Source organism: Pseudomonas sp. 21LCFQ02 (genome assembly GCF_024129895.2).
In the GTDB taxonomy this organism is placed as follows: Bacteria; Pseudomonadota; Gammaproteobacteria; order Pseudomonadales; family Pseudomonadaceae; genus Aquipseudomonas.
On record NZ_CM178749.1, the window covers coordinates 1,144,284 to 1,169,520 of the forward strand.

Annotated in this window: 23 protein-coding genes; 9 read left to right on the forward strand and 14 right to left on the reverse strand. The window is 61.3% G+C overall.

Translation table 11 applies throughout. The annotated features are described in order from the left end of the window. Positions 1-111: 111 nt before the first annotated feature. Entirely contained in the window at positions 112-600 is a 489-nt protein-coding gene (locus NJC40_RS05415; RefSeq protein ID WP_045485096.1) for an Lrp/AsnC ligand binding domain-containing protein, read from the reverse strand. A 156-nt stretch (positions 601-756) separates the two neighbouring features. On the opposite strand from NJC40_RS05415, the gene dadA reads away from it, so the two are divergent. The 4 genes from dadA to NJC40_RS05435 all read left to right on the forward strand — a co-directional run bounded on the left by dadA (position 757) and on the right by NJC40_RS05435 (position 4,595). Beyond that, on the forward strand, positions 757-2,058 hold the full coding sequence (gene dadA / locus NJC40_RS05420) for a D-amino acid dehydrogenase (protein ID WP_253139841.1): 1,302 nt from the start codon (positions 757-759) through the stop codon (positions 2,056-2,058). 48 nt (positions 2,059-2,106) lie between these two features. Further along, a complete protein-coding gene (gene alr / locus NJC40_RS05425; protein ID WP_253139840.1) occupies positions 2,107-3,180 on the forward strand; it encodes an alanine racemase in 1,074 nt (357 codons plus the stop codon). 265 nt (positions 3,181-3,445) lie between these two features. Next, positions 3,446-3,994 carry a cupin domain-containing protein gene (locus NJC40_RS05430; RefSeq protein ID WP_253113916.1) on the forward strand — a complete coding sequence of 183 codons (549 nt, stop codon included), beginning with the start codon at positions 3,446-3,448 and terminating at the stop codon, positions 3,992-3,994. 145 nt (positions 3,995-4,139) lie between these two features. Then, a complete protein-coding gene (locus tag NJC40_RS05435) occupies positions 4,140-4,595 on the forward strand; it encodes a c-type cytochrome (protein WP_253139838.1) in 456 nt (151 codons plus the stop codon). A gap of 104 nt (positions 4,596-4,699) precedes the next feature. On the opposite strand, the gene NJC40_RS05440 is transcribed toward NJC40_RS05435, so the two are convergent. From NJC40_RS05440 to NJC40_RS05465, 6 genes are all read right to left on the reverse strand, one after another. Beyond that, positions 4,700-6,628 (reverse strand): acetyl-CoA hydrolase/transferase C-terminal domain-containing protein, encoded by a 1,929-nt coding sequence (locus NJC40_RS05440; RefSeq protein WP_253139836.1) that lies wholly within the window; start codon positions 6,626-6,628, stop codon positions 4,700-4,702. A 178-nt stretch (positions 6,629-6,806) separates the two neighbouring features. Next, positions 6,807-8,030, reverse strand: coding sequence for an RNA-guided endonuclease InsQ/TnpB family protein (locus NJC40_RS05445; RefSeq protein WP_253139834.1), 1,224 nt, complete (start codon positions 8,028-8,030; stop codon positions 6,807-6,809). Between the two features lie 256 nt (positions 8,031-8,286). Beyond that, on the reverse strand, positions 8,287-8,538 hold the full coding sequence (locus NJC40_RS05450) for a DUF6124 family protein (RefSeq protein ID WP_253139832.1): 252 nt from the start codon (positions 8,536-8,538) through the stop codon (positions 8,287-8,289). Positions 8,539-8,876: 338 nt separating this feature from the next. Then, positions 8,877-9,833 carry a PDR/VanB family oxidoreductase gene (locus NJC40_RS05455; RefSeq protein WP_253139831.1) on the reverse strand — a complete coding sequence of 319 codons (957 nt, stop codon included), beginning with the start codon at positions 9,831-9,833 and terminating at the stop codon, positions 8,877-8,879. Between the two features lie 18 nt (positions 9,834-9,851). Continuing rightward, entirely contained in the window at positions 9,852-10,910 is a 1,059-nt protein-coding gene (locus tag NJC40_RS05460) for a Rieske 2Fe-2S domain-containing protein (RefSeq protein WP_253139829.1), read from the reverse strand. Between the two features lie 103 nt (positions 10,911-11,013). Further along, positions 11,014-11,208, reverse strand: a complete 195-nt coding sequence (locus NJC40_RS05465; RefSeq protein ID WP_253139826.1) for a hypothetical protein — start codon at positions 11,206-11,208, stop codon at positions 11,014-11,016. Between the two features lie 120 nt (positions 11,209-11,328). On the opposite strand from NJC40_RS05465, the gene NJC40_RS05470 reads away from it, so the two are divergent. From NJC40_RS05470 to NJC40_RS05490, 5 genes are all read left to right on the forward strand, one after another. After that, the gene (locus NJC40_RS05470; protein WP_045485107.1) at positions 11,329-12,636 is read left to right on the forward strand and encodes a CitMHS family transporter; all 1,308 of its coding nucleotides are present in this window, start codon (positions 11,329-11,331) and stop codon (positions 12,634-12,636) included. A gap of 75 nt (positions 12,637-12,711) precedes the next feature. Further along, complete coding sequence (locus NJC40_RS05475; RefSeq protein ID WP_045485109.1) at positions 12,712-13,458, forward strand: TerC family protein; 747 nt, start codon at positions 12,712-12,714, stop codon at positions 13,456-13,458. Positions 13,459-13,706: 248 nt separating this feature from the next. After that, positions 13,707-15,380 (forward strand): Na/Pi cotransporter family protein, encoded by a 1,674-nt coding sequence (locus tag NJC40_RS05480; protein ID WP_045485110.1) that lies wholly within the window; start codon positions 13,707-13,709, stop codon positions 15,378-15,380. 203 nt (positions 15,381-15,583) lie between these two features. Continuing rightward, positions 15,584-16,969, forward strand: a complete 1,386-nt coding sequence (locus NJC40_RS05485) for a M16 family metallopeptidase (protein WP_253139824.1) — start codon at positions 15,584-15,586, stop codon at positions 16,967-16,969. Positions 16,970-17,030: 61 nt separating this feature from the next. Beyond that, complete coding sequence (locus tag NJC40_RS05490; RefSeq protein ID WP_253139823.1) at positions 17,031-18,242, forward strand: DUF5924 family protein; 1,212 nt, start codon at positions 17,031-17,033, stop codon at positions 18,240-18,242. A 39-nt stretch (positions 18,243-18,281) separates the two neighbouring features. Here the strand turns inward: NJC40_RS05490 and NJC40_RS05495 are convergent, their stop codons facing one another. The 7 genes from NJC40_RS05495 to NJC40_RS05525 all read right to left on the reverse strand — a co-directional run bounded on the left by NJC40_RS05495 (position 18,282) and on the right by NJC40_RS05525 (position 25,208). Continuing rightward, complete coding sequence (locus NJC40_RS05495; RefSeq protein WP_253141005.1) at positions 18,282-19,505, reverse strand: RNA-guided endonuclease InsQ/TnpB family protein; 1,224 nt, start codon at positions 19,503-19,505, stop codon at positions 18,282-18,284. Positions 19,506-19,795: 290 nt separating this feature from the next. Beyond that, a complete protein-coding gene (locus NJC40_RS05500) occupies positions 19,796-21,037 on the reverse strand; it encodes a nucleoside recognition domain-containing protein (RefSeq protein ID WP_253113890.1) in 1,242 nt (413 codons plus the stop codon). 169 nt (positions 21,038-21,206) lie between these two features. Further along, entirely contained in the window at positions 21,207-22,538 is a 1,332-nt protein-coding gene (gene gltP, locus NJC40_RS05505; RefSeq protein WP_253141003.1) for a glutamate/aspartate:proton symporter GltP, read from the reverse strand. 644 nt (positions 22,539-23,182) lie between these two features. Next, a complete protein-coding gene (locus NJC40_RS05510) occupies positions 23,183-23,647 on the reverse strand; it encodes an inhibitor of vertebrate lysozyme family protein (protein ID WP_253113883.1) in 465 nt (154 codons plus the stop codon). Position 23,648: 1 nt separating this feature from the next. After that, entirely contained in the window at positions 23,649-23,813 is a 165-nt protein-coding gene (locus NJC40_RS05515; protein ID WP_025257796.1) for a DUF1328 domain-containing protein, read from the reverse strand. 36 nt (positions 23,814-23,849) lie between these two features. Further along, complete coding sequence (locus NJC40_RS05520; protein ID WP_253141002.1) at positions 23,850-24,155, reverse strand: hypothetical protein; 306 nt, start codon at positions 24,153-24,155, stop codon at positions 23,850-23,852. 207 nt (positions 24,156-24,362) lie between these two features. Then, on the reverse strand, positions 24,363-25,208 hold the full coding sequence (locus tag NJC40_RS05525) for a BON domain-containing protein (RefSeq protein WP_045485128.1): 846 nt from the start codon (positions 25,206-25,208) through the stop codon (positions 24,363-24,365). Positions 25,209-25,237 lie beyond the last annotated feature (29 nt).

Genomic DNA, 25,237 nt, shown 5'->3' on the forward strand with positions numbered 1-25,237 from the left:
ATTACCCCGTAGGAGCCGCTTTAGCGGCGAAGCTATAGCGGCTGCCTTCGCTGCTAAAGCAGCTCCTACGGGCTGCCTTCCCGGCTAAAGCCGGTCCTACGGGGTATGGGGTCAATCCGCAATCGGCAGGCTGAGGCTTTCTTTGACTTCTTCCATCACGATATAGCTCTTGGACTCGCGCACATGCGGGAGTTTGAGCAGGATGTCGCCCAGCAGCTTGCGGTACGAGGCCATCTCCGAGATGCGCGCCTTGACCAGGTAGTCGAAGTCCCCTGACACCAGGTGACACTCCAGCACATGGGGCAGCTTGAGGATCGCGCGGCGGAACTCATCGAAGGTGTCGCCGGACTTGTAGTCCAGGCTGATCTCGACGAACACCAGCAGGCTGGCCTTGAGGGTCTGCGGGTTGAGGCGGGCGTTGTAGCCCATGATGATGCCTTCGCGCTCCAGACGCCGGACCCGTTCGGTGCAGGGCGTGGTAGACAACCCGACCCGTTCGCCCAGCTCCGTGAAAGAGATGCGTCCATCAGCCTGCAGGATGCGCAGGATATTGCGATCGATCTTGTCCAGCTCACGCTTCGACTGGTGCTGGGTGCGCATGGGTAATCTCCCTCTGCCTAAGCGCCGTTTGCCAAGAAAACGCCTCGAATATAGCTTTTTATACAGTGAAAAGCACTGCCTGAACCTTCTTATACTGCGCACATCTCTTACTCATTCTGCACAACGTCAGCGGCTATCCGCGATGAGGTAATCAACATGCGCGTTCTGGTTCTCGGCAGTGGTGTGATTGGTACGACCAGTGCCTACTATCTGGCCCGCGAAGGCTTTCAGGTGACCGTGGTCGACCGTCAGCCGGCAGTGGCCATGGAAACCAGCTTCGCCAATGCCGGTCAGGTCTCACCCGGTTACGCCTCGCCGTGGGCTGCGCCCGGTGTGCCGCTCAAGGCCATCAAGTGGCTGCTGGAGCGCCACGCGCCATTGGCAATCAAGGCCACCGCGCAAATCGACCAGTACCTGTGGATGGCGCAGATGCTGCGCAACTGCACCGCCAGCCGCTATGCGGTGAACAAAGAGCGCATGGTGCGCTTGTCCGAATACAGCCGCGACTGCCTCGATGAGCTGCGCGCCGAAACCGGTATTGCCTATGAAGCACGGCAATTGGGCACCACCCAGTTGTTCCGTACCCAGGCGCAACTGGACAACGCGGCCAAGGACATCGCCGTCCTGGAGCAGTCCGGTGTGCCGTACGAGCTGCTTGACCGCGACGGTATCGCCCGGGTCGAGCCAGCGCTGGCCGGGGTGGTTGGCAAACTCAGCGGCGCGCTGCGGCTGCCCAATGATCAGACCGGCGACTGCCAGCTATTCACCACCCGCCTGGCCGAAATGGCCGTAAACCTGGGGGTGGAATTCCGCTACGGCCAGAACATCGAGCGCATCGACTTTGCCGGCGACCGTATCAATGGTGTGTGGATCGACGGCAAGCTGGAAACCGCTGACCGTTACGTGCTGGCGCTGGGCAGCTACTCGCCGCAGTTGCTCAAGCCACTGGGCATCAAGGCACCGGTGTATCCGCTCAAGGGCTACTCGCTGACTGTGCCGATCACCCGTGGCGAGATGGCGCCGACCTCGACGATTCTCGACGAGACCTACAAGGTTGCGATCACCCGGTTCGACAACCGTATCCGCGTTGGCGGCATGGCAGAAATTGCCGGTTTTGACCTGTCGCTCAACCCGCGTCGGCGCGAAACACTGGAGATGATCGTCGGTGATCTCTATCCTCTGGGCGGCGATCTGAGCCAGGCCAGTTTCTGGACCGGCCTGCGCCCGACCACCCCGGATGGTACGCCGATTGTCGGTGCCACCCCGTATCGCAACCTGTTCCTCAATACCGGCCACGGAACGCTGGGCTGGACCATGGCCTGTGGTTCCGGTCGTCTGCTGGCGGATTTGATCGCCCGCAAGACACCGCAGATCAGCGCCGCAGGTCTGGATATTTCCCGCTACGGCAAGGCCACGGAGGCCGCCAAGCATGGGCACCCGACCCCGGCCCATCAGTAATTCGCTGCAAACCGGTTTTCTCGATTCACCCCATAAGAAAGATGAGCCATGCGTCCAGCCCGTGCCCTGATTGACCTCAACGCCCTGCGCCACAACTACCGGCTGGCGCGCCAGCACTCTGGTGCCAGGGCGCTCGCCGTGATCAAGGCCGATGCCTACGGGCACGGTGCAGTGCGCGTCGCTCAGGCGCTGCAAGCCGAGGCCGATGGCTTTGCCGTGGCCTGTATCGAAGAAGCCCTGGAGCTACGGGCAGCCGGTGTCCGTGGGCCGATTCTGTTGCTGGAAGGTTTTTTCGAGGCTCAGGAACTGGACCTGATCGTCGAGCATGACTTCTGGTGCGTGGTGCATTCCCAGTGGCAGATTGAGGCCATCGAGCGTACAGCGGTGGGCAAGCCGCTGACCCTGTGGCTCAAGCTCGACAGCGGCATGCACCGGGTCGGCTTGTTCCCGGCCGATTACCAGGTCGCCTACCAGCGCCTGCTGGCCAGCGGCAAGGTGGCGGACATTGTGCTGATGAGCCACTTCGCCCGCGCTGACGAGCTGGACTGCCCGCGCAGCGCAGAACAACTGGCGGTGTTCGAGGCCGCCCGTCAGGGACTCAAGGCCCTGACCAGCCTGAACAACTCGCCGGCACTGCTCGGCTGGCCACAGATCAACAGCGACTGGGTACGGCCGGGGATCATGCTTTACGGCGCCACACCGTTCGAGCAGGCACACCCGTTGGCCGATCAGTTGCAGGCGGTGATGACCCTGGAGTCGAAAGTCATCAGCGTCCGTGAGCTGCCGGCCGGTGAGCCAGTGGGCTATGGCGCGTCCTGGATCACTGATCGGCCGAGCCGGATTGGCGTGGTGGCGATGGGGTATGCCGATGGTTACCCGCGCCATGCACCGACCGGCACGCCGGTCATCATCGACGGCCAGGCCGCACGCCTGGTGGGCCGGGTATCGATGGACATGCTGTGCGTCGAGCTCACCGACCTGCCCGCAGCCGGGCTCGGCAGCCACGTCGAGTTCTGGGGGCCAAACCTGTCGGCCAGCGCCGTGGCGGCGCATGCCGGGACCATTCCTTACCAGTTGTTCTGCAACCTCAAGCGCGTCCCGCGTCAGTACAGCGAAAGCTGAACCCAGGCGGCAAAACCGCCTGCTTGTTGTAAATATCAAACGCTGTTGCCATCATGCCCCGGTCTCGACTTTAACCTCAGGCTTTGTACGAGCTTGTCTGCGCGTCGATCATGCTGCGATTGAAGACGATCCGAAGAGATCGTGCAGCAACGAAGCAGTTGCCCGATGTCGGGTGATGCCCAGGTGGCGACGGGCTAGCCTGGTCCCTGTCATCCCCCCGCGACGCGCATTCGTACCAAGCCTCCGAACCTGGAGGACTGCCGAATTGGACGTCGGTGAGCGACTGCAATACATCCGTAAGCTCAAGGGCTTGTCCCAGCGTGAACTGGCCAAACGGGCGGGTGTGACCAACAGCACCATTTCCATGATCGAGAAGAACAGCGTCAGCCCCTCGATCAGTTCGCTGCGCAAGGTGCTCGGCGGCATTCCGATGTCCATGGTCGAGTTCTTTTCCGAAGAGCTGGCCCCGGAGAACACCAGCAAAGTGGTGTACAAGCCCGGCGAACTGCTGGATATCTCCGACGGCGCGGTGACCATGAAACTGGTGGGCAAGTCGCATCAGGGCCGGGCCATCGCCTTCCTGACCGAAACCTATCCGCCCGGCGCCGACACTGGCGAAGAAATGCTGGTTCACGAAGGCGAAGAGACCGGCATCCTCATCGAAGGCCGCCTGGAGCTGATCGTCGGCAACGACACCTACCTGTTGGAAGTCGGCGACAGCTATTACTTCGAGAGCACCCGCGCGCACCGTTTCCGTAATCCCTTCGATGTACCGGCGCGACTAATCAGCGCAGCCACCCCCGCCAATTTTTGATAACACCTCTGCGAGCCCCGTTTATCGGGGGCTTGCCGGTTTATTGACCTAAGACAATGGTAATACCCCTTCGCGATGTAGGGGCGTTTCGGGCGAACAGGCGCGTCGTTATACTTTTCGCCTGCTCGCACAGCCGTTAACCGTAATGGCGAGCCTGACCTGCCACCATGAGGGTGAACGCGTGAACCTGACAACAATCGGCCTGGTACTGGCCACTGTGCTGAGCCTGGCGCCCATCGGCCTGCAGGCGGCATCCAACGAAGAGATCGCCAAACGGCTGGAGCCGGTCGGCAAGGTTTGCGTGCAGGGCCAGCAATGCGTGGGCGTGAACGTGATCGCGGCGGCGGGCGGCGGTGCGGGCAAGTCGGCAGACGACGTCATCGCCAAACACTGCACCGCCTGCCACACCATCGGCCTGCTGGATGCGCCGAAAATTGGCGACACCGCCGCCTGGAAAAAACGCGCCGACGAGCAGGGCGGCCTTGATGGTTTGCTGGCCAAGGCCATCAGCGGGGTCAACAGCATGCCCGCCAAAGGCACCTGTGCCGATTGCACCGACGACGAGCTCAAAGCCGCGATCCAGAAGATGTCCGGGTTGTAGGCGATCGCCCGCCGCCTCGGCGCCGCGCTGTCGCGCAGCAAACACGAAGCCCCGTAGGACCGGCTTTAGCCGGGAAAGCTTCGCAGTTGAAGCTGCTCACAAGGTCAAACGCGTTCCAGGGTGTTATGCAACCCCGCCAGTAGCAGCCGCTGATACAGCTCTTCAAGCAGCCCGTCGGGCTGGTCCAGACCCATGCGTTGCAGATGCACAGCGAACGCCTCGGGCTCGGGTGCATCCAGCGCGGCCTTGCCCAGTTGCAGGATTTCGCTCAGTTTGAATTTGCTCTTGAGCCAGTTCAGGGCGCGCAGCAGGTCGCGCTCTTCAGGCTCGAAGTCGCTGCCCAGCGGGTATTCGGCAAACAACTGCGGATAACTGCCCGCCAGGGCCTTGAGCCGCTCGGGTGTGTTGTCGGTGAAGCGCGGGTCCAGGGCAAAGCCTTCAGGCAGTTTGCCGGCCCGCTGGGCCTGTTCGATCAGGCCGGGCTGGAAGCGTGAATCGCAGATATTGAGCAACCGCTCGATCACCGTGGCATCAGTTTGACCGCGCAGGTCAGCGATGCCGTATTCCGTGACCACGATATCGCGCAGGTGGCGGGGAATGGTCGCATGCCCATACGACCAGACAAGGTTGGAACTGACCTCGCCACCGGACTCGCGCCAACTGCGCAAGATCAGAATCGAGCGAGCATCTTGCAGCGCGTGGGCCTGAGCGACAAAGTTGTATTGCCCGCCCACACCGCTGAGCACCCGGCCATCTTCCAGTTGGTCCGAGACTGCCGCGCCCAGCAGGGTCATGCAGAACGCGCTGTTGATGAATCGTGCATCACGGCGTTGCAGGCGCTTGAGTTCTTCGTTGCCATACAGCTCGTTGATGAAGCTGATTGCGCTCATGTTGAACTGCGCACGGCGTTCGGCCGACAGTTCGTTCAGGCGCGCATAGAAGCTGCGCGGCCCGAGAAAGAACCCGCCATGCAGCACCACGCCGTCGGTTGTATGGCTGTCATCGAGCATGCCCATGTCGGCCAGCCGTTGTTGCTCAAGGTCGGTGTAGACCTTGCGCCGCACGATACCGGCGTCGGCCAGGGCCAGCAGACCGTTGACGAACATCTCGCTGCAACCGTAAAGCCCCTTGGCGAAAGGCTCGGTGCCGCCTTCGCGGTCGATCAGGGTTTGCCAGTTACTCATGTTCAAGTCGGCCAGCAAGTGTCGGTAACCGGCGTTATCCGCCTGACGGGCGAGCAAGGCAGCGGTCAGCGCATCGCCCATCGAACCGATACCGATCTGCAAGGTGCCGCCGTCACGCACCAGGGTGCTGGCGTGCAGGCCGATGAAGTGATCCTGAAAACCCACCGGCATGTTCGGCGTGGAGAACAACGTGGTGGTTTCCGGCTCTTCGAGCAGCAGGTCGAAGGCGGCCAGGTCCAGTTCCGAGTCGCCGGGCATGTAGGGCAGGTCGGCATGCACCTGACCCAGCACCAGGATGGTTTCACCCGCAGTACGGCGTTTGGCGATCATCGGCAGCAGATCGAGGGTCACATCGGGGTTGCAACTCAGGCTCAGGCAGCCAGGCCGTTGCGGGTCCTGGGCCACCAGCTGCGCAATCAGGTTCAGGCCCTTGGCATTGATATCCCGCGCCGCATGGCTGTAGTTGCTGCTGACGTAATCCTGCTGCGCCGTCTGGCTGTCGAGCAGGCTGCCGGGCTGCATGAAAAACTGCTCGACACGGATATTGGCCGGCAGCCGGTCACGGCGCAGGTCGGCCAGATAGTCCAGCTCCGGGTAATCACCGAACACCCGCTCCAGAAAGGGTTCGAGAAAGCGCGCCTGCAAGCCTTCGCCCGGCGTGGGCCGGCCCAGGCTCAGGGCGGTATAGATCGTCAGTTGCCGCTCGGGCAGGTCACGGATGCGCGCATACAGCGCATTGACGAAGCGATTGGGTTTGCCCAGGCCCAGCGGCATGCCCAGATGAATGTGCGCAGGCAAGGTGGCCAGCACATGGTCGATCGCGCTTTCGATGGAGCAGGACTGCGGCATCCGGGCTCTCCTGACAGAACGGGGGATGCAGCTTGGACTTCGCAGATCGGGTAATTGCTGCATGAGCCGCGCCAGATCCCGTCGCGTTAGCGGGCGACGGGGTCCACACGACACACAAGGATATAGCCTGAACCTTTGACATCCTCCCCGGCCTGAAGGCCGGAGATTCCTACGGCGCTCAGGCGCGGCATCGAGCCGCCCCCAAGTCGCTTCGGTGGGTTCCTGCTGCTGGCGCCATGACCTCTGCGCTCACTTCACAGGCTAACCGGGCGTGTCCCGCCCTTAGTACATTGATCGCCCCGACCACATCGGCGTTGCCTTCAAAACCACATCCAACACACCTGAACAGCGCTTGCGTCTGGCGGTTGGCCGCCGACACATGGCCGCAACACGGGCACGCGCGGCTGGTATCTCGCGGCGGTACGGCAATCAGCCAGCCGCCGCGCCACGCCAGCTTGTAGTCCAGTTGGCGGCGGAACTCGAACCAGCCCTGATCGAGGATGGCCCTGTTCAGGCCAGATTTGGCCCGGACGTTTCTTCCCGGTGCCTCGGCCGTGCCTGCCGCCGACCTGGACATATTGCGTACCTGCAAGTCCTCGATACACACCATCGCGTGGTTTTGGCTGATCGTGGTGGAGCACTTGTGCAGGTAGTCGCGGCGGGCATTGCCGATGCGGGAATGAATGCGCTGGACGCAGGCTTTCGCCTTCTTCCAGTTGCGGCTGAATCTGACCTTGCGGCTCATCGCCTGCTGCGCTTTGCACAGCGCGGTTTCATGGCGTTTGAAGCTGTTCAGGGGTGCGTAGAACGAACCATCCGAAAGCGTGGCGAACCGGGCAATGCCCATGTCGATGCCAACTGCCGCCCCCTGCGCCGTGGGCTGCTCATCGATCTGTCGTTCGGTCTGGATACTCACGAACCACTTGCCACACGACTGGCTCACGGTGATGTTCTTCACAGTACCAGGCACCTCGCGGCTGTTGCGGTAACGCAGCCAGCCCAGCTTGGGCAAGAACAGGCGGCTGTTGGGCTGGTCGAGCTTGATCTGTTTCGGGTCGGGATAGCGGAAACTGTCGCGCTGCCCCTTCTTCTTGAACCGGGGAAAGTCGGCTCGCTTGGCGAAGAAGTTGGTGTAGGCCCGCTCCAGATCCTTGAGGCTCTGTTGCAACGGGTGAACAGGCGCATCGGCCAGCCATGCGGTTTGCGGGCTATGGCGCCATTCGGTCAGCAACTTGCACAGGCCCGCATAGCCGAGCTTCTTCTCGCCTTGCTCGTGACGTTCCTTCTGCAACGCCAGCGCCTTGTTGAAGACGAAGCGACAGGAGCCGGCAAAGCGGCGCATTTGCCGCTCCTGCTGGCCGTCTGGCATGAGTTCGTACTTGAAGGCTTGAAGTCGTTGCATGCTGCTCTTGAGCCATGAGCAATGAAGACGACATTAGGCGCGGACGGCACGGTGTTTTCAAGGTGCATGCCCATGGGGTCTTTGTAACGAAAGATCGCTGTAGAGGGGCATACTGTGTCGCCGTATTACTGCGCATCATCCTGTGGCGGTGCATCCATCGAACAGCAGCAGACACCCCACGGCAACCAGGGACGGCTACGCCGTCCGCGCTATCCTTCCCCGCCCTGAACGGCGGGGCTTGTCGCGCGCCCGATGGTCAGGCCGGCAGTTGCTCCTCGGCCTGCACCGGCCATTGATCGAGCACCTGATCCAGAGTCAGATGCGCCTGGGTAATCAGGTGCATCGAGGCCATGGCCAGATGGCGCGCCGGGCCTTGCAGGGCATCGGCGGTCTCGAAGGCGGTGGCGGTGGCGCAACGCAGCAGCTCGACCGCATGGGCCACGCGGCATTCGAGGAGGGTCAGGGTTGAGGGGGTATCAGGTGGATCGGGGACGATTTTATTACTCATTACACCTTCCTGCGGCTAGGGCCACCGGATGCTCGCTGCTAAACGAACAAGAGGTGGCGGCTTCAACGCGGGTTAGCAGACCGGAGGAAGGTGCAAAACCGGCGCACCCGAAGGTGCCCCACGCGAAGCCGCCATAGACGGTTCCAGCATGAGCAACTTCCTGAGATGGGCTGCTAAACCCGATCACTGATGTTCAGTGACGGACGCAGCCTAGTCGCGGGATTTTGCACGCGCAAGGGCTCGGGATTTTCTCGGAAATTTCCTTCAATAGAAAGAGAGGCGTCTTGCAATTACAGGTCGCCAACCGCCCGAAAATGCGCCCCGGCGCCCGCCCGCTGTTACAAATCCAGCACCAGCATCGCAGTCTTGGCACGCGAGCAGCAGGGCGTGAACTGGTTGTTCAGCGCCTGTTCTTCTTCGGTGAGGTACAGGTCGCGATGCTCCGGCACACCGTCGAGCACGCCGGTCAGGCAGGTGCCGCACACGCCTTGTTCGCACGACACCGCAATCTCCACACCATGACGCTCCAGCACCTGGACCACCGTCTGGTCCGCCGGGATCTCGAACTCCTGACCGCTGCTGGCGATCCTGACGCAAAAGCTGCCGTCGGCACTGGTGTCCACCGGTGCGGCGGCGAAGTATTCGCGGTGCAGGTTGGCCTCCTGCCAGCCCTGCTGGCGGGCGCTGTCGAGTACGTGCTGCATGAACCCACCCGGCCCGCACACGTACAGATGCACATCGGGCTGCGGCCCGGCCAGCACACTCAGGGCATCGAGCGCGGTGCCCGGCTCTTGGTCACTGTGTAGAAACACCCGGTCAGCGAAACTTGAAGCGTGCAGGCGCTCGACAAACGCGGCGCGATCACGGGCGCGCACGCAGTAGTGCAGCTCGAAGTCGGCCCCGCTGCTCGCCAGTTGTTCGGCCATGCACAGAATCGGCGTGATACCGATGCCGCCGGCAAACAGCAGGCTGCGCCGGGCATGTTCGGCCAGCGGGAACAGGTTGCGCGGCTCGCTGATGCGCAGCGCCATGCCGGCGCGCAGCAACTGGTGCATGGCACTTGAGCCGCCTCGCGAGGCCGGGTCATCGAGTACACCAATAAGGTAGCGATGCTGCTCGGCGGGGTGGTTGCACAGCGAGTACTGGCGCAGCAGCCCGGATTCGCCGGGCACCTGCACCTCGATGTGCGCCCCGGCGCTGAAGGCCGGCAAGGGGCTGCGGTCGGCACGGGCCAGCTCGAAGCTGCAGATGTCCAGCGCTTCGTCGCGGCGGGAAATCACCATAACGTCGATCATGTGATTGGCTCCTGCAGCTTATTGGGCAGTGGCGATCAAGGCCGGGGCAGCGCTTTGTTCCTGAGCGATAATGCGCTCCAGAATCTTGCGCGACTGCACACCACCGGCGTCGATATTGAGCTTGAGCAGGTTGCGCGTCGGGTACCTGAGCAGGTTCTGTTGCTGGCGTTCGAGCATCTCCAGGTCTTCGCTGAAAATCTTGCCCTGGCCTTCGCGGATCGTGTCGGTCAGCGCCTGATCCTGCGGATTGAAGTTGCGTGCCATGCCCCAGAAGTACCAGATCGAGGTATCGCTCTCGGGGGTGATGAAGTCCACCACAATGCTGGATGCCTTGAACTGCGCGTCGGCGTGATAACCGCCGTTACCGGCATGGGCCACGCCCACCTCGATCAGCACATGGCTGGGTGGGGTGAAGCGGCAGATCTGCCAGCGGTCCACCGGCACATCGTCGGCCAGGTTGTTGCCACGCAGGGCCATGCGCCAGAACGGCGGGGCCATGATGTTTTCCATGTGCCGGGCGGTGATCACTTCATCACCCTGCACCTGAGTGACCGGCGCGGCTTCATCAATTTCTTTCTGGCCAATGCTGGAGGCGTGCACGTAGGTTTCGTGGGTCAGGTCCATCAGGTTGTCGATCATCAGCCGGTAATCGCAGCCGATATGAAACAACCCGCCGCCATAAGCCCACTGGTCACTGACCGCCCATTCCAGGTGAGGAATCAGCCCCGCATCGGCCTGCGCCTGATCTCCGGGCCAGACCCAGATAAACCCGTAGCGCTCCACGGCCGCGAAAGTCTTGTTGCAAGGAAAGCCGCGCACCCGCTGGCCTGGCATCGCAGCCGTCTTGCCATCGGCGCCCATCACCAGGCCGTGATAGCCACAGACCAACTGGCCGTTCTCCACGTAACCCAGCGACAGCGGGGCACCGCGATGCGGACAAAAATCCTCGACCGCCATCACCTGGTTGTCCAGGCCGCGATAAAACACCATCTTCTCGCCACAGATCTGCCGACCCAGCGGCTTGTCGGCGATTTCGTCAGGGGTGCAAGCAACATACCAGGCGTTCATGGGGTACATGGCCAGGCTCTCCGGTCCGGATTTGTTTTTATTAGTGGATCCATTGAAATCCTGAGCCAGCTTTTAGTCAAGAATATATATCCGATAATCGCCCAAATTATCATCAATGGATCCATAGAGCCGATTGACGCGCAAAATCGACAAACGCCGCAGCGCAGCGCAACGCTGAAAGGAAGTTGAAAGCTGGCTGAAAGCTTGGGGGATTAGGATCGCCTCCAGCACCGGCAAAAGACCGGTAAGCCAGGCCGACCGCACAGCCGTCGTCCGGACATTCAACAAGAATAACGGTGATTAACATGCTTGCTCCTACCTCCCTGTACACCTCCCTTGCGCCCCGACTCCAGACCACTGCTCGCTGAGCAGAACTGACTTTCATCTTTTCCGGTTTCCCTGACCGAAATACGTCTGGAGTATTGCCATGCTGACTTTCCTTGGCTTTGCCATGGTCATCGCCTTCATGTACCTGATCATGAGCAAGCGCATGACCGCGCTGATTGCCCTGATCATCGTCCCGATCATCTTTGCCCTGTTCGGTGGCTTCGGCCCGCAGATCGGCCCGATGATGCTCGCTGGTATCACCAAGCTGGCGCCCACCGGCGTCATGCTGATGTTCGCCATTCTCTACTTCGCCCTGATGATCGACTCGGGGCTGTTCGACCCGGCGGTGCGCAAGATCCTGAAAATGGTCAAGGGCGACCCGATGCGCATTTCCGTCGGCACCGCCGTACTGGCGCTGGTGGTTTCGCTGGACGGTGATGGCGCCACTACCTACATGATCTGCGTGGCCGCCATGCTGCCGCTGTACAGCCGTGTCGGCATGAGCCCACGGATCATGGCCGGCCTGATCATCCTCGCTGGCGGGATCATGAACATGACCCCATGGGGCGGCCCGACGGCTCGCGCAGCCAGTGCCCTGCATGTCGATGCCTCGGACATCTTCGTCCCGATGATCCCGGCCATGGCTGCCGGCGTGGTCTGCCTGCTGGCCATCTCTTACTTGTATGGCAAGCGCGAGCGGGCTCGTCTGGGCGTGCTGCAATTGCAGGGCGATGAAATCGATCACAGCGAAATCAGCGTGTCGCAATTCCCTGATGCCCGCCGTCCAAAACTGATCTGGTTCAACGGTGCCCTGACGTTCTGCCTGATGGTCACCCTGATCATGGGTCTGCTGCCGCTGCCAGTGCTGTTCATGGTGGCTTTCAGCATCGCGATGATCATCAACTACCCGAACCTGCAGGACCAGAAGGACCGCGTTTCGGCCCACGCCGGTAGCGTGTTGTCGGTAGTCGGCCTGATCTTCGCCGCCGGTATTTTCACCGGCATCCTGACCGGCACCGGCATGGTCGACGCCATGTCCAAGAGCCTGCTGGCGGTGATCCCTGAGGCCATGGGCCCTTACCTGGCGGTCATCACCGCGCTGGTGAGCATGCCGTTCACCTTCTTCATGTCCAATGACGCGTTCTACTACGGCGTCATGCCTGTGCTGGCCGAAGCCGCCTCGCACTACGGCATCAGCGCGGTAGAAATGGCCCGTGCTTCGATCGTTGGCCAGCCGGTGCACCTGCTCAGCCCACTGGTGCCTTCGACCTACCTGCTGGTTGCCCTGGCCGGTATCGATTTCGGTGACCACCAGCGCTTCACCCTCAAGTGGGCGATCCTGGTCTGCATGTGTATTCTGGTTGCCGCTGTCATGCTGGGTCTGTTCCCGCTGGTCAGCAGCGTCTGATTCAACCGCGTTTCAACCCCGAATCGCCGTCAGCTGTAGCTGGCGGCGATTTTTTATCGCCTGAGGAAACAACTGATGGAATGGCTACTCAACCCTGAAATATGGGTTGCTTTCTTGACCCTGACCGCCCTGGAAATCGTTCTGGGGATCGACAACATCATCATGATCTCGATCCTGGTCAGCCGCATGCCCAAAGCCATGCAAAAGCGCACCCGGCTGTTCGGCCTGGGCCTGGCCATGGTCACTCGCATCATGCTGCTGCTGTCGATCACCTGGATCATGCGCCTGACCACCGACCTGTTCAGCGTCTTCGGCCAGGGCATTTCCGGTCGTGACCTGATCCTGTTCTTCGGCGGCCTGTTCCTGCTGTGGAAAAGCTCCCAGGAAATCTTCCAGGGCATGGAAGGTGAAGAAGAGGCCGGCGACGAGCCCAAGGGCGCTGGCGGCATGTTCCTGGCAACCATCGTGCAGATCGCGATCATCGACATCGTGTTCTCGCTGGACTCGGTCATCACTGCGGTGGGCATGGTGTCCAACGTGCCGGTGATGGTCGCGGCGATCATCGTGGCGGTGCTGGTGATGATGCTCTGCTCCGGCGCCATCAGCGATTTCATCGACAAACATCCATCACTGAAGATGCTCGCCCTGTCGTTCCTGATGGTGGTCGGTACGGTGCTGATCGCCGAAGCCTTCGACATTCATGTGCCCAAAGGCTACGTGTACTTCGCCATGGCGTTCTCGCTGGCGGTTGAAGCGATCAACATCAAGATGCGCACCAGCCAGGCACGCAAGAAGGCCGAAGCGGCGCCAGCCGAAGCCTGAGGCTCGGCTAACCCGGCAGGAGCGGCTTCAGCCGCGAATTAGCCGCGAAGACCTTTCGCGGCTGAACCCTTCGCTGCTAAAGCAGCTCCTACCGGGCGCAGGCCAAGGCGGGTCGCCCATTCATTACAGAATTGTTTCAATGCGTTGAGGCCTGTGCGATGCTGGCAGCACCGCACAAAGCGGTCTAAAGCTTTAGTAAAAACATTCCGCGTCGCTCGCTATTCACACCACCACAGGGGGCCTTGCATATGCTGACCCTGCTCGATCTATTGTCTGCCGTGGCCCTGCTGATCTGGGGCACGCACATTGTGCGTACCGGCATCCTGCGCGTATACGGCAGTCAGTTGCGCCGCGTGCTGGGCCATAACGTTGCACGTCGGCCGCTGGCCTTTCTCGCTGGCATCCTGGTCACCGCGCTGGTGCAGAGCAGCAACGCCACAGCCATGCTGGTGACATCCTTTGTCGGCCAGGGGCTGATGCGTCTGGCGCCGGCGCTGGCGATCATGCTGGGCGCCGATGTCGGCACCGCGCTGATGTCGCGGGTGTTGACCTTCGACCTGTCGTGGCTGTCGCCACTGCTGATCTTCCTCGGGGTGATCTTTTTTCTGTCGCGCAAGCAGACCCGCGCCGGCCAGTTGGGCAGGGTAGCCATCGGTCTGGGGCTGATCATCCTGGCGCTGCAACTGATCGTCAGCGCCGCCGCGCCGATCACCCAGGCCAGCGGAGTCAAGGTGCTGTTCGCCTCGCTGACCGGCGACTTCCTGCTCGATGCCCTGGTCGGTGCGCTGTTCGCGCTGATTTCCTATTCCAGCCTGGCGGCGGTGCTGCTGACCGCAACGCTGGCCGGTTCCGACATCATCAGCCTGCACGTGGCCATCGGTCTGGTGGTGGGGGCCAATATCGGCAGCGGTCTGCTGGCGTTCATGAGCACCAGCATGCAGAACGTACCCGGTCGCCAGGTGGCGCTGGGCAGCCTGCTATTCAAACTGCTGGGCCTGGTGCTGATCATCCCGGTGCTTGACCCGCTGGTGAACTGGCTCGACGAGCTGAGGCTCAAGCCACAGGAACTGGTGATCGGCTTTCATCTGGTCTACAACACCGCACGCTGCCTTTTGATGCTGCCCTTTGTCAGCCCCATGGCGCGCCTGTGCGCCAGCTTGCTGCAAGTGCCTGCCGAAACCGCAGGGCCGATCAAACCCAGGCATCTGGATCTGACCGCGCTGGCGACTCCCAGCCTGGCGCTGGCCAATGCGGTGCGTGAAACCCTGCGCATGGGCGACCTGCTGGAGAACATGCTGGGCGCCATGCAGGCCGTACTGCACGGCACCCAGACCGCTGTCACTCAGCAAGTGCGCAGCCTTAATGAGGATGTCGAGACCCTGTACAGCGGCATCAAGCTGTACCTGGCGCAGATGCCCCGAGAAGACCTGGGCGAACAGGACAATCGACGCTGGGCCGAAATCATTGAGCTGACCATCAACCTGGAATTGGCCAGTGGTGTGATCGAGCGCATGCTGCGCAAGATCCAGCAGCAGAAAACCGCGCAGCAACGATCGTTTTCGGACGTCGGTCTGGAAGAGCTCACCGACCTGCACACCCAGTTGCAGGCCAACCTGCGCCTGGGCCTGTCGGTGTTTCTCAGCGGCGACCCGCATAGCGCCCGCCAGCTATTGAAGGAAAAACGCCAGTTCCGCGCTCTGGAACGGCGGCTGGCCCACGCCCATGTCAACCGTTTGCAACGCAAAGTGGTGCAAAGTATCGAGACCAGCTCGCTGCACCTGGAACTGATGGCTGACATGAAGCGCCTCAACTCGCTGTTCTGCAGCAGCGCCTACGCGGTACTGGAAACCGCCGACACGGGTGCACTGTCCAGCGACGGACCGGACGAGACGCCAGGCCAGGTAGGCGAACAATCGGTGTGAACCGAGCGGCGGCAGCGAAGTCTGTTTAGCAGGCCGTTGAAAAACGTAGGCGAGGCAGCCAGTGCAAGGCAAAAACAGGCGAAAAAGCGGAGTTTACGGGTTGTAAATGAGCATTTTGAGCCTGTTTTTAACGCAGCAATGGCAACGCAGGTAGTTTTTCAACAGCATGTCAATTCAACTGGCCCGCAAGGAAAAGCTGTCTCATGCGCTGCCTGCTGCTGATCTGGCTGTTGCTCTGTTCTCTTCCCAGCCTGGCCTTGGACCGTCTGCAAGCCCAGGGTTATCTGTTGCCCAACGGTTTGCAGGTGCTGCTCAAGCCCGCCTACGACAAGGGCCATGTGGCGATCCGGCTGATTGTCGGGGTGGGCTTTGATGACTTTGCCTGTGAGCACAAAGAACTGCCGCACCTGCTCGAACACTTGATGTTCAGCGGCATCGATGACAGCGGAGAAGGCGGTCTGGAGTCGCGCATGCAGGCGCTCGGTGGCGAGTGGAACGCCTTTACCAGCAATGCCGACACCACCTTTGTGATCGAGGCACCGGCGCGTAACCAGCGCAAGGTACTCGACCTGCTCATGCAGGTGCTGACCCACACCGAGCTGACCCAGAGCCGCCTGGACACGGTCAGGCGCATCGTTGCCCATGAAGACGGCGGCCACGCCTCGCGCCTGCAACGGCTGCTCGACCGGCGTGACGCGGGCAGCAACGCCAGCAGCCAGGTGGCGAGCGAACTGGGCCTGAAGTGCGCCGACAGTCCGGACGTCGAGGCGGTCAGCCTGGAGCAGCTCGAAGATGCCCTGGCGGCCTGGTACGCACCCAACAACATGACCCTGATCATGGTCGGTGACCTGGACAAGCTGCTGCCCGGCTACCTGGAACGGGTCTATGGCCGCCTGGCCGCCACCGAACCTGCCGAACACCCGACCCTGGACAGCGCGAAACAAGTGGCTGAACAACGCCGGGTACTGACCCGCGGGGTACTGGGCGAAAGTGCCCGGCTGCACCTGATCTTTCCCGAGCCCTTGCTGGATGAACAACACGACGAAACCTGGGAGCTGGTCCGGTCTTATCTGGAGTGGTCGCTGTACTCAGAACTGCGCCTGCAACAGGGGTTGTCCTACGGCCCTTCGGTCAGCCGCGAGGTGTTCAGCGACACCGGGCTGATGAGCCTGGACGCCGATGTCGAACGCAGCGACCTGTTGCAAGCCGAACAGACCCTGCATGCACTGCTTGAGCGCTTGCAGCGTGACGGCCTGCAAGCTGCAACCTTCGAGCGCCTCAAACAAGCCGCCGTGGCCCGGCAGGCCTGGGCCGTGCAAGGCAACAGCGCGCTGGCCGACTATTACTGGGGCGCGCTCAACGATTACGAGAATGGCCGCTTTGCCGACCCGGCCAAGCGCATTCAGGCGGTCACCCTGGAGGGCGCCAACCGGGCCTTGCGTCAGTTACTCGAACAACCGGGCTACATCCGCATCGAGAAACCGCTGTTCAGTTACGACGATCTGTATTGGCTGGTCCTGGCTGCCGGAGTGCTGATGATCCTGCTGCTGGTCGGCGGGCTGCGTTATCGCCGTCAGCAACGGCTGTAGCGCTGCGCACTGCATTGCTATGCTTGGCGACTTTTTTCCACCCCTGCTGAAGTGAAGCCCAATGCCCCACTGGAATGTCCTCGTCACCCGCATCCTCGACCTGATGCGCCGCTATCCGGGCATCATTGCGGCGGGCGGATTCATCTCCGGGATCGTCAGCTTCATCATGGTCGACCGTCAGGCCGGGCTGGCCAGCTGGATCGCCGTGGTGATGATGCTCAGCTGGCTGTGGCTGATGGTCGAGAACAGCGTGGTGGGGCTGTTCCACCGAAAATTCGGCAAGGAAATTCCGCAAGGGTTGCTGCGTTACGGCACCCAGTTGATCCATCAGGAAAGCCTGTTCTTCGTCCTGCCGTTCTTTTTCATCACCACCACCTGGAACAGCGGCCAGGCGTTGTTCACGGCGCTGCTCGGTGCGGCCGGGCTGATCTCCATCGTCGACCCGCTGTACTACCGCTGGCTGGCACCGCGCCGCTGGCTGTTCCTGGCCTTGCATACCCTGACCCTGTTCGCCGCGATGCTCACCGCGCTGCCGATCATTCTCAACCTGACCACCACCGAGAGCTACAAACTGGCGCTCGGCACCGCGATTGTGCTGTCGATTCCCAGCCTGGCATCGAGCTTTCCGATCCGCACCTGGCGCAGTGGGGTGATGCTGGTGACCGTGATCCTGGCCGTGGGCAGCGCTGGCTGGCTGCTGCGCTCCTGGGTGCCGCCGGCCACGCTGTGGCTGACCGAAGTGGCGGTGAGTACCGAGTTCGACAACAAAAATCGCACACCGGGTGAAAGCATCCGCCAGATCAGCGCCGCTCAACTGCGCCGCGACGGCCTGTACGCCTACACCGCAATCAATGCGCCGCGCGGCCTGCAAGAGCGCATTTACCATGTCTGGCGGCGCAACGGCGAAGAGGTGGACCGCATTGCCCTGAATATCAACGGCGGGCGCAAGGAGGGCTATCGTGCCTGGACCCACAAGCGCAACTTCCCGCAGGAGGTGGCGGGCCGCTGGCAGGTTCGGGTGCTGACCGAGGACGGGCAGATGATCGGCGTACTGCGTTTTGAAGTGACCGACGCCGATCAACCGACCGTGACCCAGCCAAAAGGCCGGATCATCCAGCTCAAACCCGGTGGCGATGACGACGCTGCGCCTGCGGCATCCGAGCCCGGTGTTGCGGCGCCAGAACCGCAAACGGAGCCAGAGCCAGACCCGGAGCCTGCAGCAGAGCAACCGCCCGCCGCGACGCCTGAATCACAGCCGGTCCCGGAGCCTTGACATCCTCCCCGGCCTGAAGGCCGGGGATTCCTACGGCGCTCAGGCGCGGCATCGGGCCGCCCCCGAGTCGCTTCGGTGGGTTCCTGCTGCTGGCGCCATGACCTCTGCGCTCACTTCACAGGCTAACCGGGCGTGTCCCGCCCTTAGTACATTGATCGCCCCGACCACATCGGCGTTGCCTTCAAAACCACATCCAACACACCTGAACAGCGCTTGCGTCTGGCGGTTGGCCGCCGACACATGGCCGCAACAAGGGCACGTGCGGCTGGTATTTTGCGGCGGCACGGCAATCAGCCAGCCACCGCGCCACGCCAGCTTGTAGTCCAGTTGGCGGCGGAACTCGAACCAGCCCTGATCGAGGATGGCCCTGTTCAGGCCAGACTTGGCCCGAACGTTTCTTCCCGGCGCCTCGGTCTTACCTGCCGCCGACCTGGACATATTCCGTACCTGCAAGTCCTCGATACACACCATCGCGTGGTTTTGGCTGATCGTGGTAGAGCACTTGTGCAGGTAGTCGCGGCGGGCATTGCCGATGCGGGAATGAATGCGCTGGACGCGGGCTTTCGCTTTCTTCCAGTTGCGGCTGAATCTGACCTTGCGGCTCATCGCCTGCTGCGCTTTGCACAGCGCGGTTTCATGGCGTTTGAAGCTGTTCAGGGGTGCGTAGAACGAACCATCCGAAAGCGTGGCGAACCGGGCAATGCCCATGTCGATGCCGACTGCCGCACCCTGCGCCGTGGGCTGCTCATCGATCTCGCGTTCGGTCTGGATACTCACAAACCACTTGCCACACAACTGGCTCACGGTGATGTTCTTCACAGTACCCAGCGTCTTGCGGCTGTTGCGGTAGCGCAACCAGCCCAGCTTTGGCAGAAACAGGCGGCTGTTGGTCTGGTCGAGCTTGATCTGTTTCGGGTCGGGATAGCGGAAACTGTCGCGCTGCCCCTTCTTCTTGAACCGGGGAAAGTCGGCTCGCTTGGCGAAGAAGTTGGTGTAGGCCCGCTCCAGATCCTTGAGGCTCTGTTGCAACGGGTGAACAGGCGCATCGGCCAGCCATGCGGTTTGCGGGCTATTGCGCCATTCGGTCAGCAACTTGCACAGGCCCGCATAGCCGAGCTTCTTCTCGCCTTGCTCGTGGCGCTCCTTCTGCAACGCCAGCGCCTTGTTGAAGACGAAGCGACAGGAGCCGGCAAAGCGGCGCATTTGCCGCTCCTGCCAGCCGTCTGGCATGAGTTCGTACTTGAAGGCTTGAAGTCGTTGCATGCTGCTCTTGAGCCATGAGCAATGAAGACGACATTAGGCGCGGATGGCACGGTGTTTTCAAGCTGCATGACCATGGGGTCTTTGTAACGAAATACCGCCGTATAAGGGCATCTGTGTCGCCGTGTTACTGCGCATCATCCTGTGGCGGTGCGTCCATCGAACAGCAGCAGACACCCCACTGCAACCAGGGACGGCTACGCCGTCCGCGCTATCCTTCCCCGCCCTGAACGGCGGGGCTTGTCGCGCCTCGATGGTCATCAGAGTCTGGACCTGCTGCGACGCCTTGATACTTAGCTGGCGGTGGCGCCAAAGAACCAGTAGCAGACCATGATCGCTGCCACCACGCCCGAAAACTCGGCCAGCAGCGCACAGCCCACGGCATGCCGGGCGCGCTGGATGCCGACCGCGCCGAAGTACACCGCCAGCACATAGAAGGTGGTTTCGGTGCTGCCCTGAATGGTCGCTGCCGCCAGCGCGGCAAAGCTGTCGACGCCCTGGTTCTGCATGGTCTCGATCAACAGCGCCCGCGCCGCGCTGCCGGAGAACGGTTTGACCAGCGCAGTGGGCAGCGAGTCGACAAAACGGGTATCCCAGCCCAGCCACTCGACCACGTGGCGAATGCCTTCCAGGCCGAAGTCCAGAGCACCGGAGGCGCGCAATACGCCCACCGCACAGAGCATCGCCACCAGATACGGCAGCAGGTTTTTGGCCACATCGAAACCTTCCTTGGCCCCTTCGACGAAGGCTTCATACACCTTGACCTTGCGCAGCGCGCCGATCACCAGAAACAACATGATCAGGCCGAACAGCGTGAGGTTGCCGAGAATCGATGACAGCCCGGCCAGCGCCGCAGCCGACAGCGTGCCGAGAAAGGCCATGAAACCACCGAGCAGCAATGCACCTGGAATCAGGTAAGCCAGCACCACCGGGTCCCACAGCCGCAGGCGCTGCATGAACGCCACCGACAGCAGCCCGACAATGGTCGAGACACTGGTCGCCAGCAGGATCGGCAGGAACACCAGGGTCGGGTCAGGTGCGCCTTGCTGGGCGCGGTACATGAAGATGGTCACCGGCAACAGGGTCAGTGACGAGGCGTTGAGCACCAGAAACAGGATCTGCGCGTTGCTGGCGGTGGTCTGGCTGGGGTTGAGTTCCTGCAGTGCCTTCATGGCCTTGAGGCCGATCGGGGTCGCGGCATTGTCCAGCCCCAGACCGTTGGCGGCGAAGTTGAGGGTAATCAGGCCCAGCGCCGGATGGCCCGGCGGCACCTCCGGCATCAGCCGGGTGAACAGTGGGCTGAGCACCTTGCCCAGCCAGTCGACGATCCCGGCCTTCTCGGCAATGCGCAGAAAACCCAGCCACAGGGTGAGGGTGCCGAACAGCAGAACCATGACCTCCACCGACAGCTTGGCCATGGCAAAGATGCTCTCGACCATGCTGGCAAAGATCCCGGCATTGCCGCCGATCAACCATTGCGCCAGCGCGGCGACCATCGCCACGACGAAAAAACCAAGCCACAGGCCATTGAGCATCGGATACATCCCCCTTCAGACGACGGGGATGATAACGGGGGAGGTGTGCCGGAGGGAAATTGACGGGACGATCGCGATCCCCGTAGGAGCGGCCGGGCGGCGATCCGCTTTAGCCGCGAAGACCGGGAAGACCGGGAAGACCGCAAAGGCTTCCCGGCTAAAGCCGGTCCTACTCAGCCGCAGGCTTGCCGACCGGCACCGGCTCGTTGCTGCGCCAGTGTGGCAGCGACTCCCAGTAGGCCTTGCCTTTGGCATCGTCGTACATGCCTTCCCAACGGGCGATGACCAGCACCGCCAAGGCATTGCCGATCACGTTCAGGGCGGTACGTGCCATGTCCATGATGCGGTCGACACCGGCGATGAATGCCAGACCTTCCAGCGGAATACCAACGCTGCCCAGGGTCGCCAACAGGACCACGAACGACACGCCCGGCACACCGGCGATACCTTTGGAGGTGACCATCAGGGTCAGGACCAGCATCAGCTGTTGGCCGAGCGACAGGTCAATGCCGTACAACTGGGCAATGAAGATCGCCGCGATGCTCTGGTACAGGGTCGAGCCATCGAGGTTGAACGAGTAACCGGTCGGTACCACGAAGCTGCAGATGGCTTTCGGCGCACCGTAGGCTTCCATCTTGCTGATTACCCGCGGCAGCGCTGTCTCGGAGCTGGCGGTGGAGTAGGCCAGGATCAGCTCATCCTTGAAGATGCGGATGATCTTCATGATCGAGAAGCCGAACATGCGGGCGATCAGGCCCAGCACCACGAAGGCAAAGAAGGCGATGGCGACGTAAACCAGGATCACCAGCTTGGCCAGCGGCAGCAGCGAGGCGAAACCGAAGTTGGCTACGGTGACCGCGATCAGGGCGAACACACCGATCGGCGCGTAGGCCATGATCATGTGGGTGACCTTGAACATGGTTTCCGAGACGCCCTGGAACATTTTCACCAGCGGCTCGCGCACTTCGTTTTGCAGGCTGGCCAGGCCCATGCCGAACATCACCGAGAAGAAGATGATCGGCAGCATGTCGCCACGGGCAATGGAGGCGAAGATGTTGGACGGAATCAGGTTGAGGATGGTGGCAATGAACGCATGGTCATGCTGCACCTCGGCGGCGGTGGTCTTGTACTTGGAGATGTCCACCGTGCCGAGCGAGCTCATGTCGATGCCGGCTCCAGGCTGGAACAGGTTGGCCAGCACCAGGCCCACAACGATGGCGACCGTGGTCACGATCTCGAAGTAGATAATGGTCTTCAGGCCAATGCTGCCGAGCTTCTTGGCATCGCCCACACCGGCAATCCCGACGATCAGCGAGGCCACGACGATGGGCACCACGATCATCTTGATCAGGCGAATGAAGATGTCACCTGCCGGTTGCAGGACGTTGCTGATCCACCAGGCCTTCTCGGCACTGAAGTGGTTGAGCAGCGCGCCGATGGCGATACCCAGAACCAGACCGATCAGAATCTGCCATGCCAGACTCAGTTTTGCCTTCTTCATGTCATTACCTTTGTGCGAAGTGGCTTGGATCAGCTTGGGAACCGCGTGCTCGCCCTGCCTCATCCGCGGCAGACCGAAGTCGTGGAAGAAAGCCCCGCACTGTCCACAGAAAGTCACCGCGAAAGAGCATCCGGGCTCAAAGCAAGCGAAAAAAAGGCGCAACTATTCAGACGGGGCAAAGGCACGTCTAATGCCATAACCGCCTAAGTCATGCAGAATCGGCATATGATAACGGCAGAAATGCCCTGTTAAATGCTGTTAATGACGTTGGAAAAATGGCCTGGAGGTTGCTGGGCCGGTGCTTTCAGCCTGGCAATAGGAAAAAATGTCGCACGACACAACCAGAAAAGATTTGAGGACATTTTCTGCAGCAGTTTACGGATGTACGGCGGAACTCTTCAGCTTTGACGCAAGCACAAATAAAAAGCGCCATGCGGGTTTCGACGTCTGCGTATCGTCGAAAACGGCATGGCGGCTTCACCTGACCCGGCCCTCAGCGGAGGTACTCCCTGTACCCCTAGGTCGCACCGATCCGATCAATCAGTGCATCCCGGCCCCCTGGTCATGCACGTACTTCCTCCAGGAAGCCGTGCAGCGTTGATAATGAAACGGTTTGACCGTCAGCGGCTTTACCACCCACCAGGTCAGTACCAGTTCGGATCCTTGAGCAGTTGTTCCTCAAGCAGCGTCTTCATTCCCTTATCGGGATTACCCAGATAGCGTTGGGTGGCGTGGCTTTTTGGCGACTTGTCGCTCGGCAAGCCAGCCGGCACCGTCACCAGCAGGGCATAGATGTCTTTGCCGTCCAGGCTGCCAGCCACGATAAGACGCTGGCTGCGGCAGCTCTCGGCAGTCTCGCACAGCACCCCCACCCGATAGGGATCACCATCCTGGGTAGTGGCGGTCATTGGCTCGGCAACGCCTGACAGGTTCATGACCCACTCAGGCAAGCGTTCCTCTTTTTGCACGGCCTGGGTCCAGGCTTGGCGGTAATCGGAGGAACTGCTCAGCAATTCGTTAACACGCACCTGACCATCGTTGGCGGCCAGGGTGGCGGCGCTACCGCCCATTAACAGGGCGGCGGCCAGCAGATGAGTCAGGTTACGCATGTCAGCCTCTACCGCGACGGCCGAAGAAGAACGACACCACGAACATGACCAGGAACACGATGAACAGAATCTTCGCGATACCGGTTGCCGTACCCGCAATACCACCGAAGCCCAGTACCGCTGCAACGATAGCGATGATCAAGAATGTAATAGCCCAGCTCAACATAGTGATACTCCTTACTACTGTGGGAATCCGATCAGGTCAGAAGACCCAACGCGACTGTTGAGGCAGGCGCGCCAGACTGTCCTGAGAAACAACACGATCGACCTGCACCGGAGCGCGCGCCCAACCCTGACTGTCCACGGTCGAGACCGATGTACGTGCCTGGCTCAGCGAGAGGCTTTGGGAAATCAGCGACTGACGCATCGCAGCCGCTTCACGATTTTGCTCATGCAGTTGCCACTGTTGGGTGGCAAGCAACACCAGCAGGAGCACCAGGCTGGCGAAAAGACCTTGCTGTACCCGCAGGGGCGAAATACGCAATTGGGCAAGACGCTGGCTGTTCATGTGCTCAATCCCTCTACCGTTCTTGTCGACCGGATGTTCCGGCCTTTGTCGATAGGGATATTGCAGACCGCATGCCAGCTTTAAATCAAAAATAAATGCTTATAAATCAACAACTTAAAAAAATACAAAATTCTCTGTGGCGCGCAAGCTGCACGATCGACGCTGTGGCATCGTGCGTTCTGCACGAATGCCACATACGTGTTGTGGTCAGCCAGTACTGCGCGCCATGACTTTCAAGGCGTCGGCATTGACGCCCTTCACCCCACGGATATTGCGAGCGATCTCAACCGCCAGCTCCTTTTCCGCAAAGTTGGCCACCATGCCATTGAGTGTCACCACGCCCTCCCTGGTATCGACCTTGATACCCAGGCCGTCGATGTTGCGGCTGTAGATAAGGCTGGACTTGACCTTGCTGGTAACCCAGGCGTCACTCATCTGCTCGGTGGTACTGAGCGCCTGTGGCTGGGTCTTGGCGGCAATCGAGTCGGCCGCACTGATGCTGATCAGGTTATTTACACTGGCCACGCCATCGGTATTGGTCGCCAGATTACCGGCCAGCTCTTTGGCTTCAGGGCTTTGCGCCCGGCCCTTGAGCGTGACCACCCCCTGATCACTGGTTACGTCGATTTCCAGCCCTTGGGTGACGTTGCTCCACAACAGCTTGGATTTGATCGTCGCCACCAGTGTGGCGTCTTCGAAACGCTGGGCCAGGCCATTGCGGGCATCCGCCTCGGTGGCCACCGCCGGGTCAATCTGCAACTGGTTATCGACCTTGTCGATGCCTTCGACATCCAGTGCGATCCGTTCGGCCAGCTCCCGCTCGACTTCATTCTCGACCTTGCCAGATAACCGGGCGGTGCCTTTTTCGACCGCCACCTTGATATCGAACGCACTCAAGTGCCGGTTCAAGGCAAAAGCGGTCCAGATCGAGCCTTCCTGACGCGCCTCGATCAACGGGCCGGTTTCACCCTGGGCGGCGCTGGCCAGCAGTGGATGGGCACCCAGCACGGCGAGTGTCGCGGTGGCCAGGACGATGTTCTTCAGCGGATGCATGACGTTCTCCTTTGCAGGTCTGTCAGGCC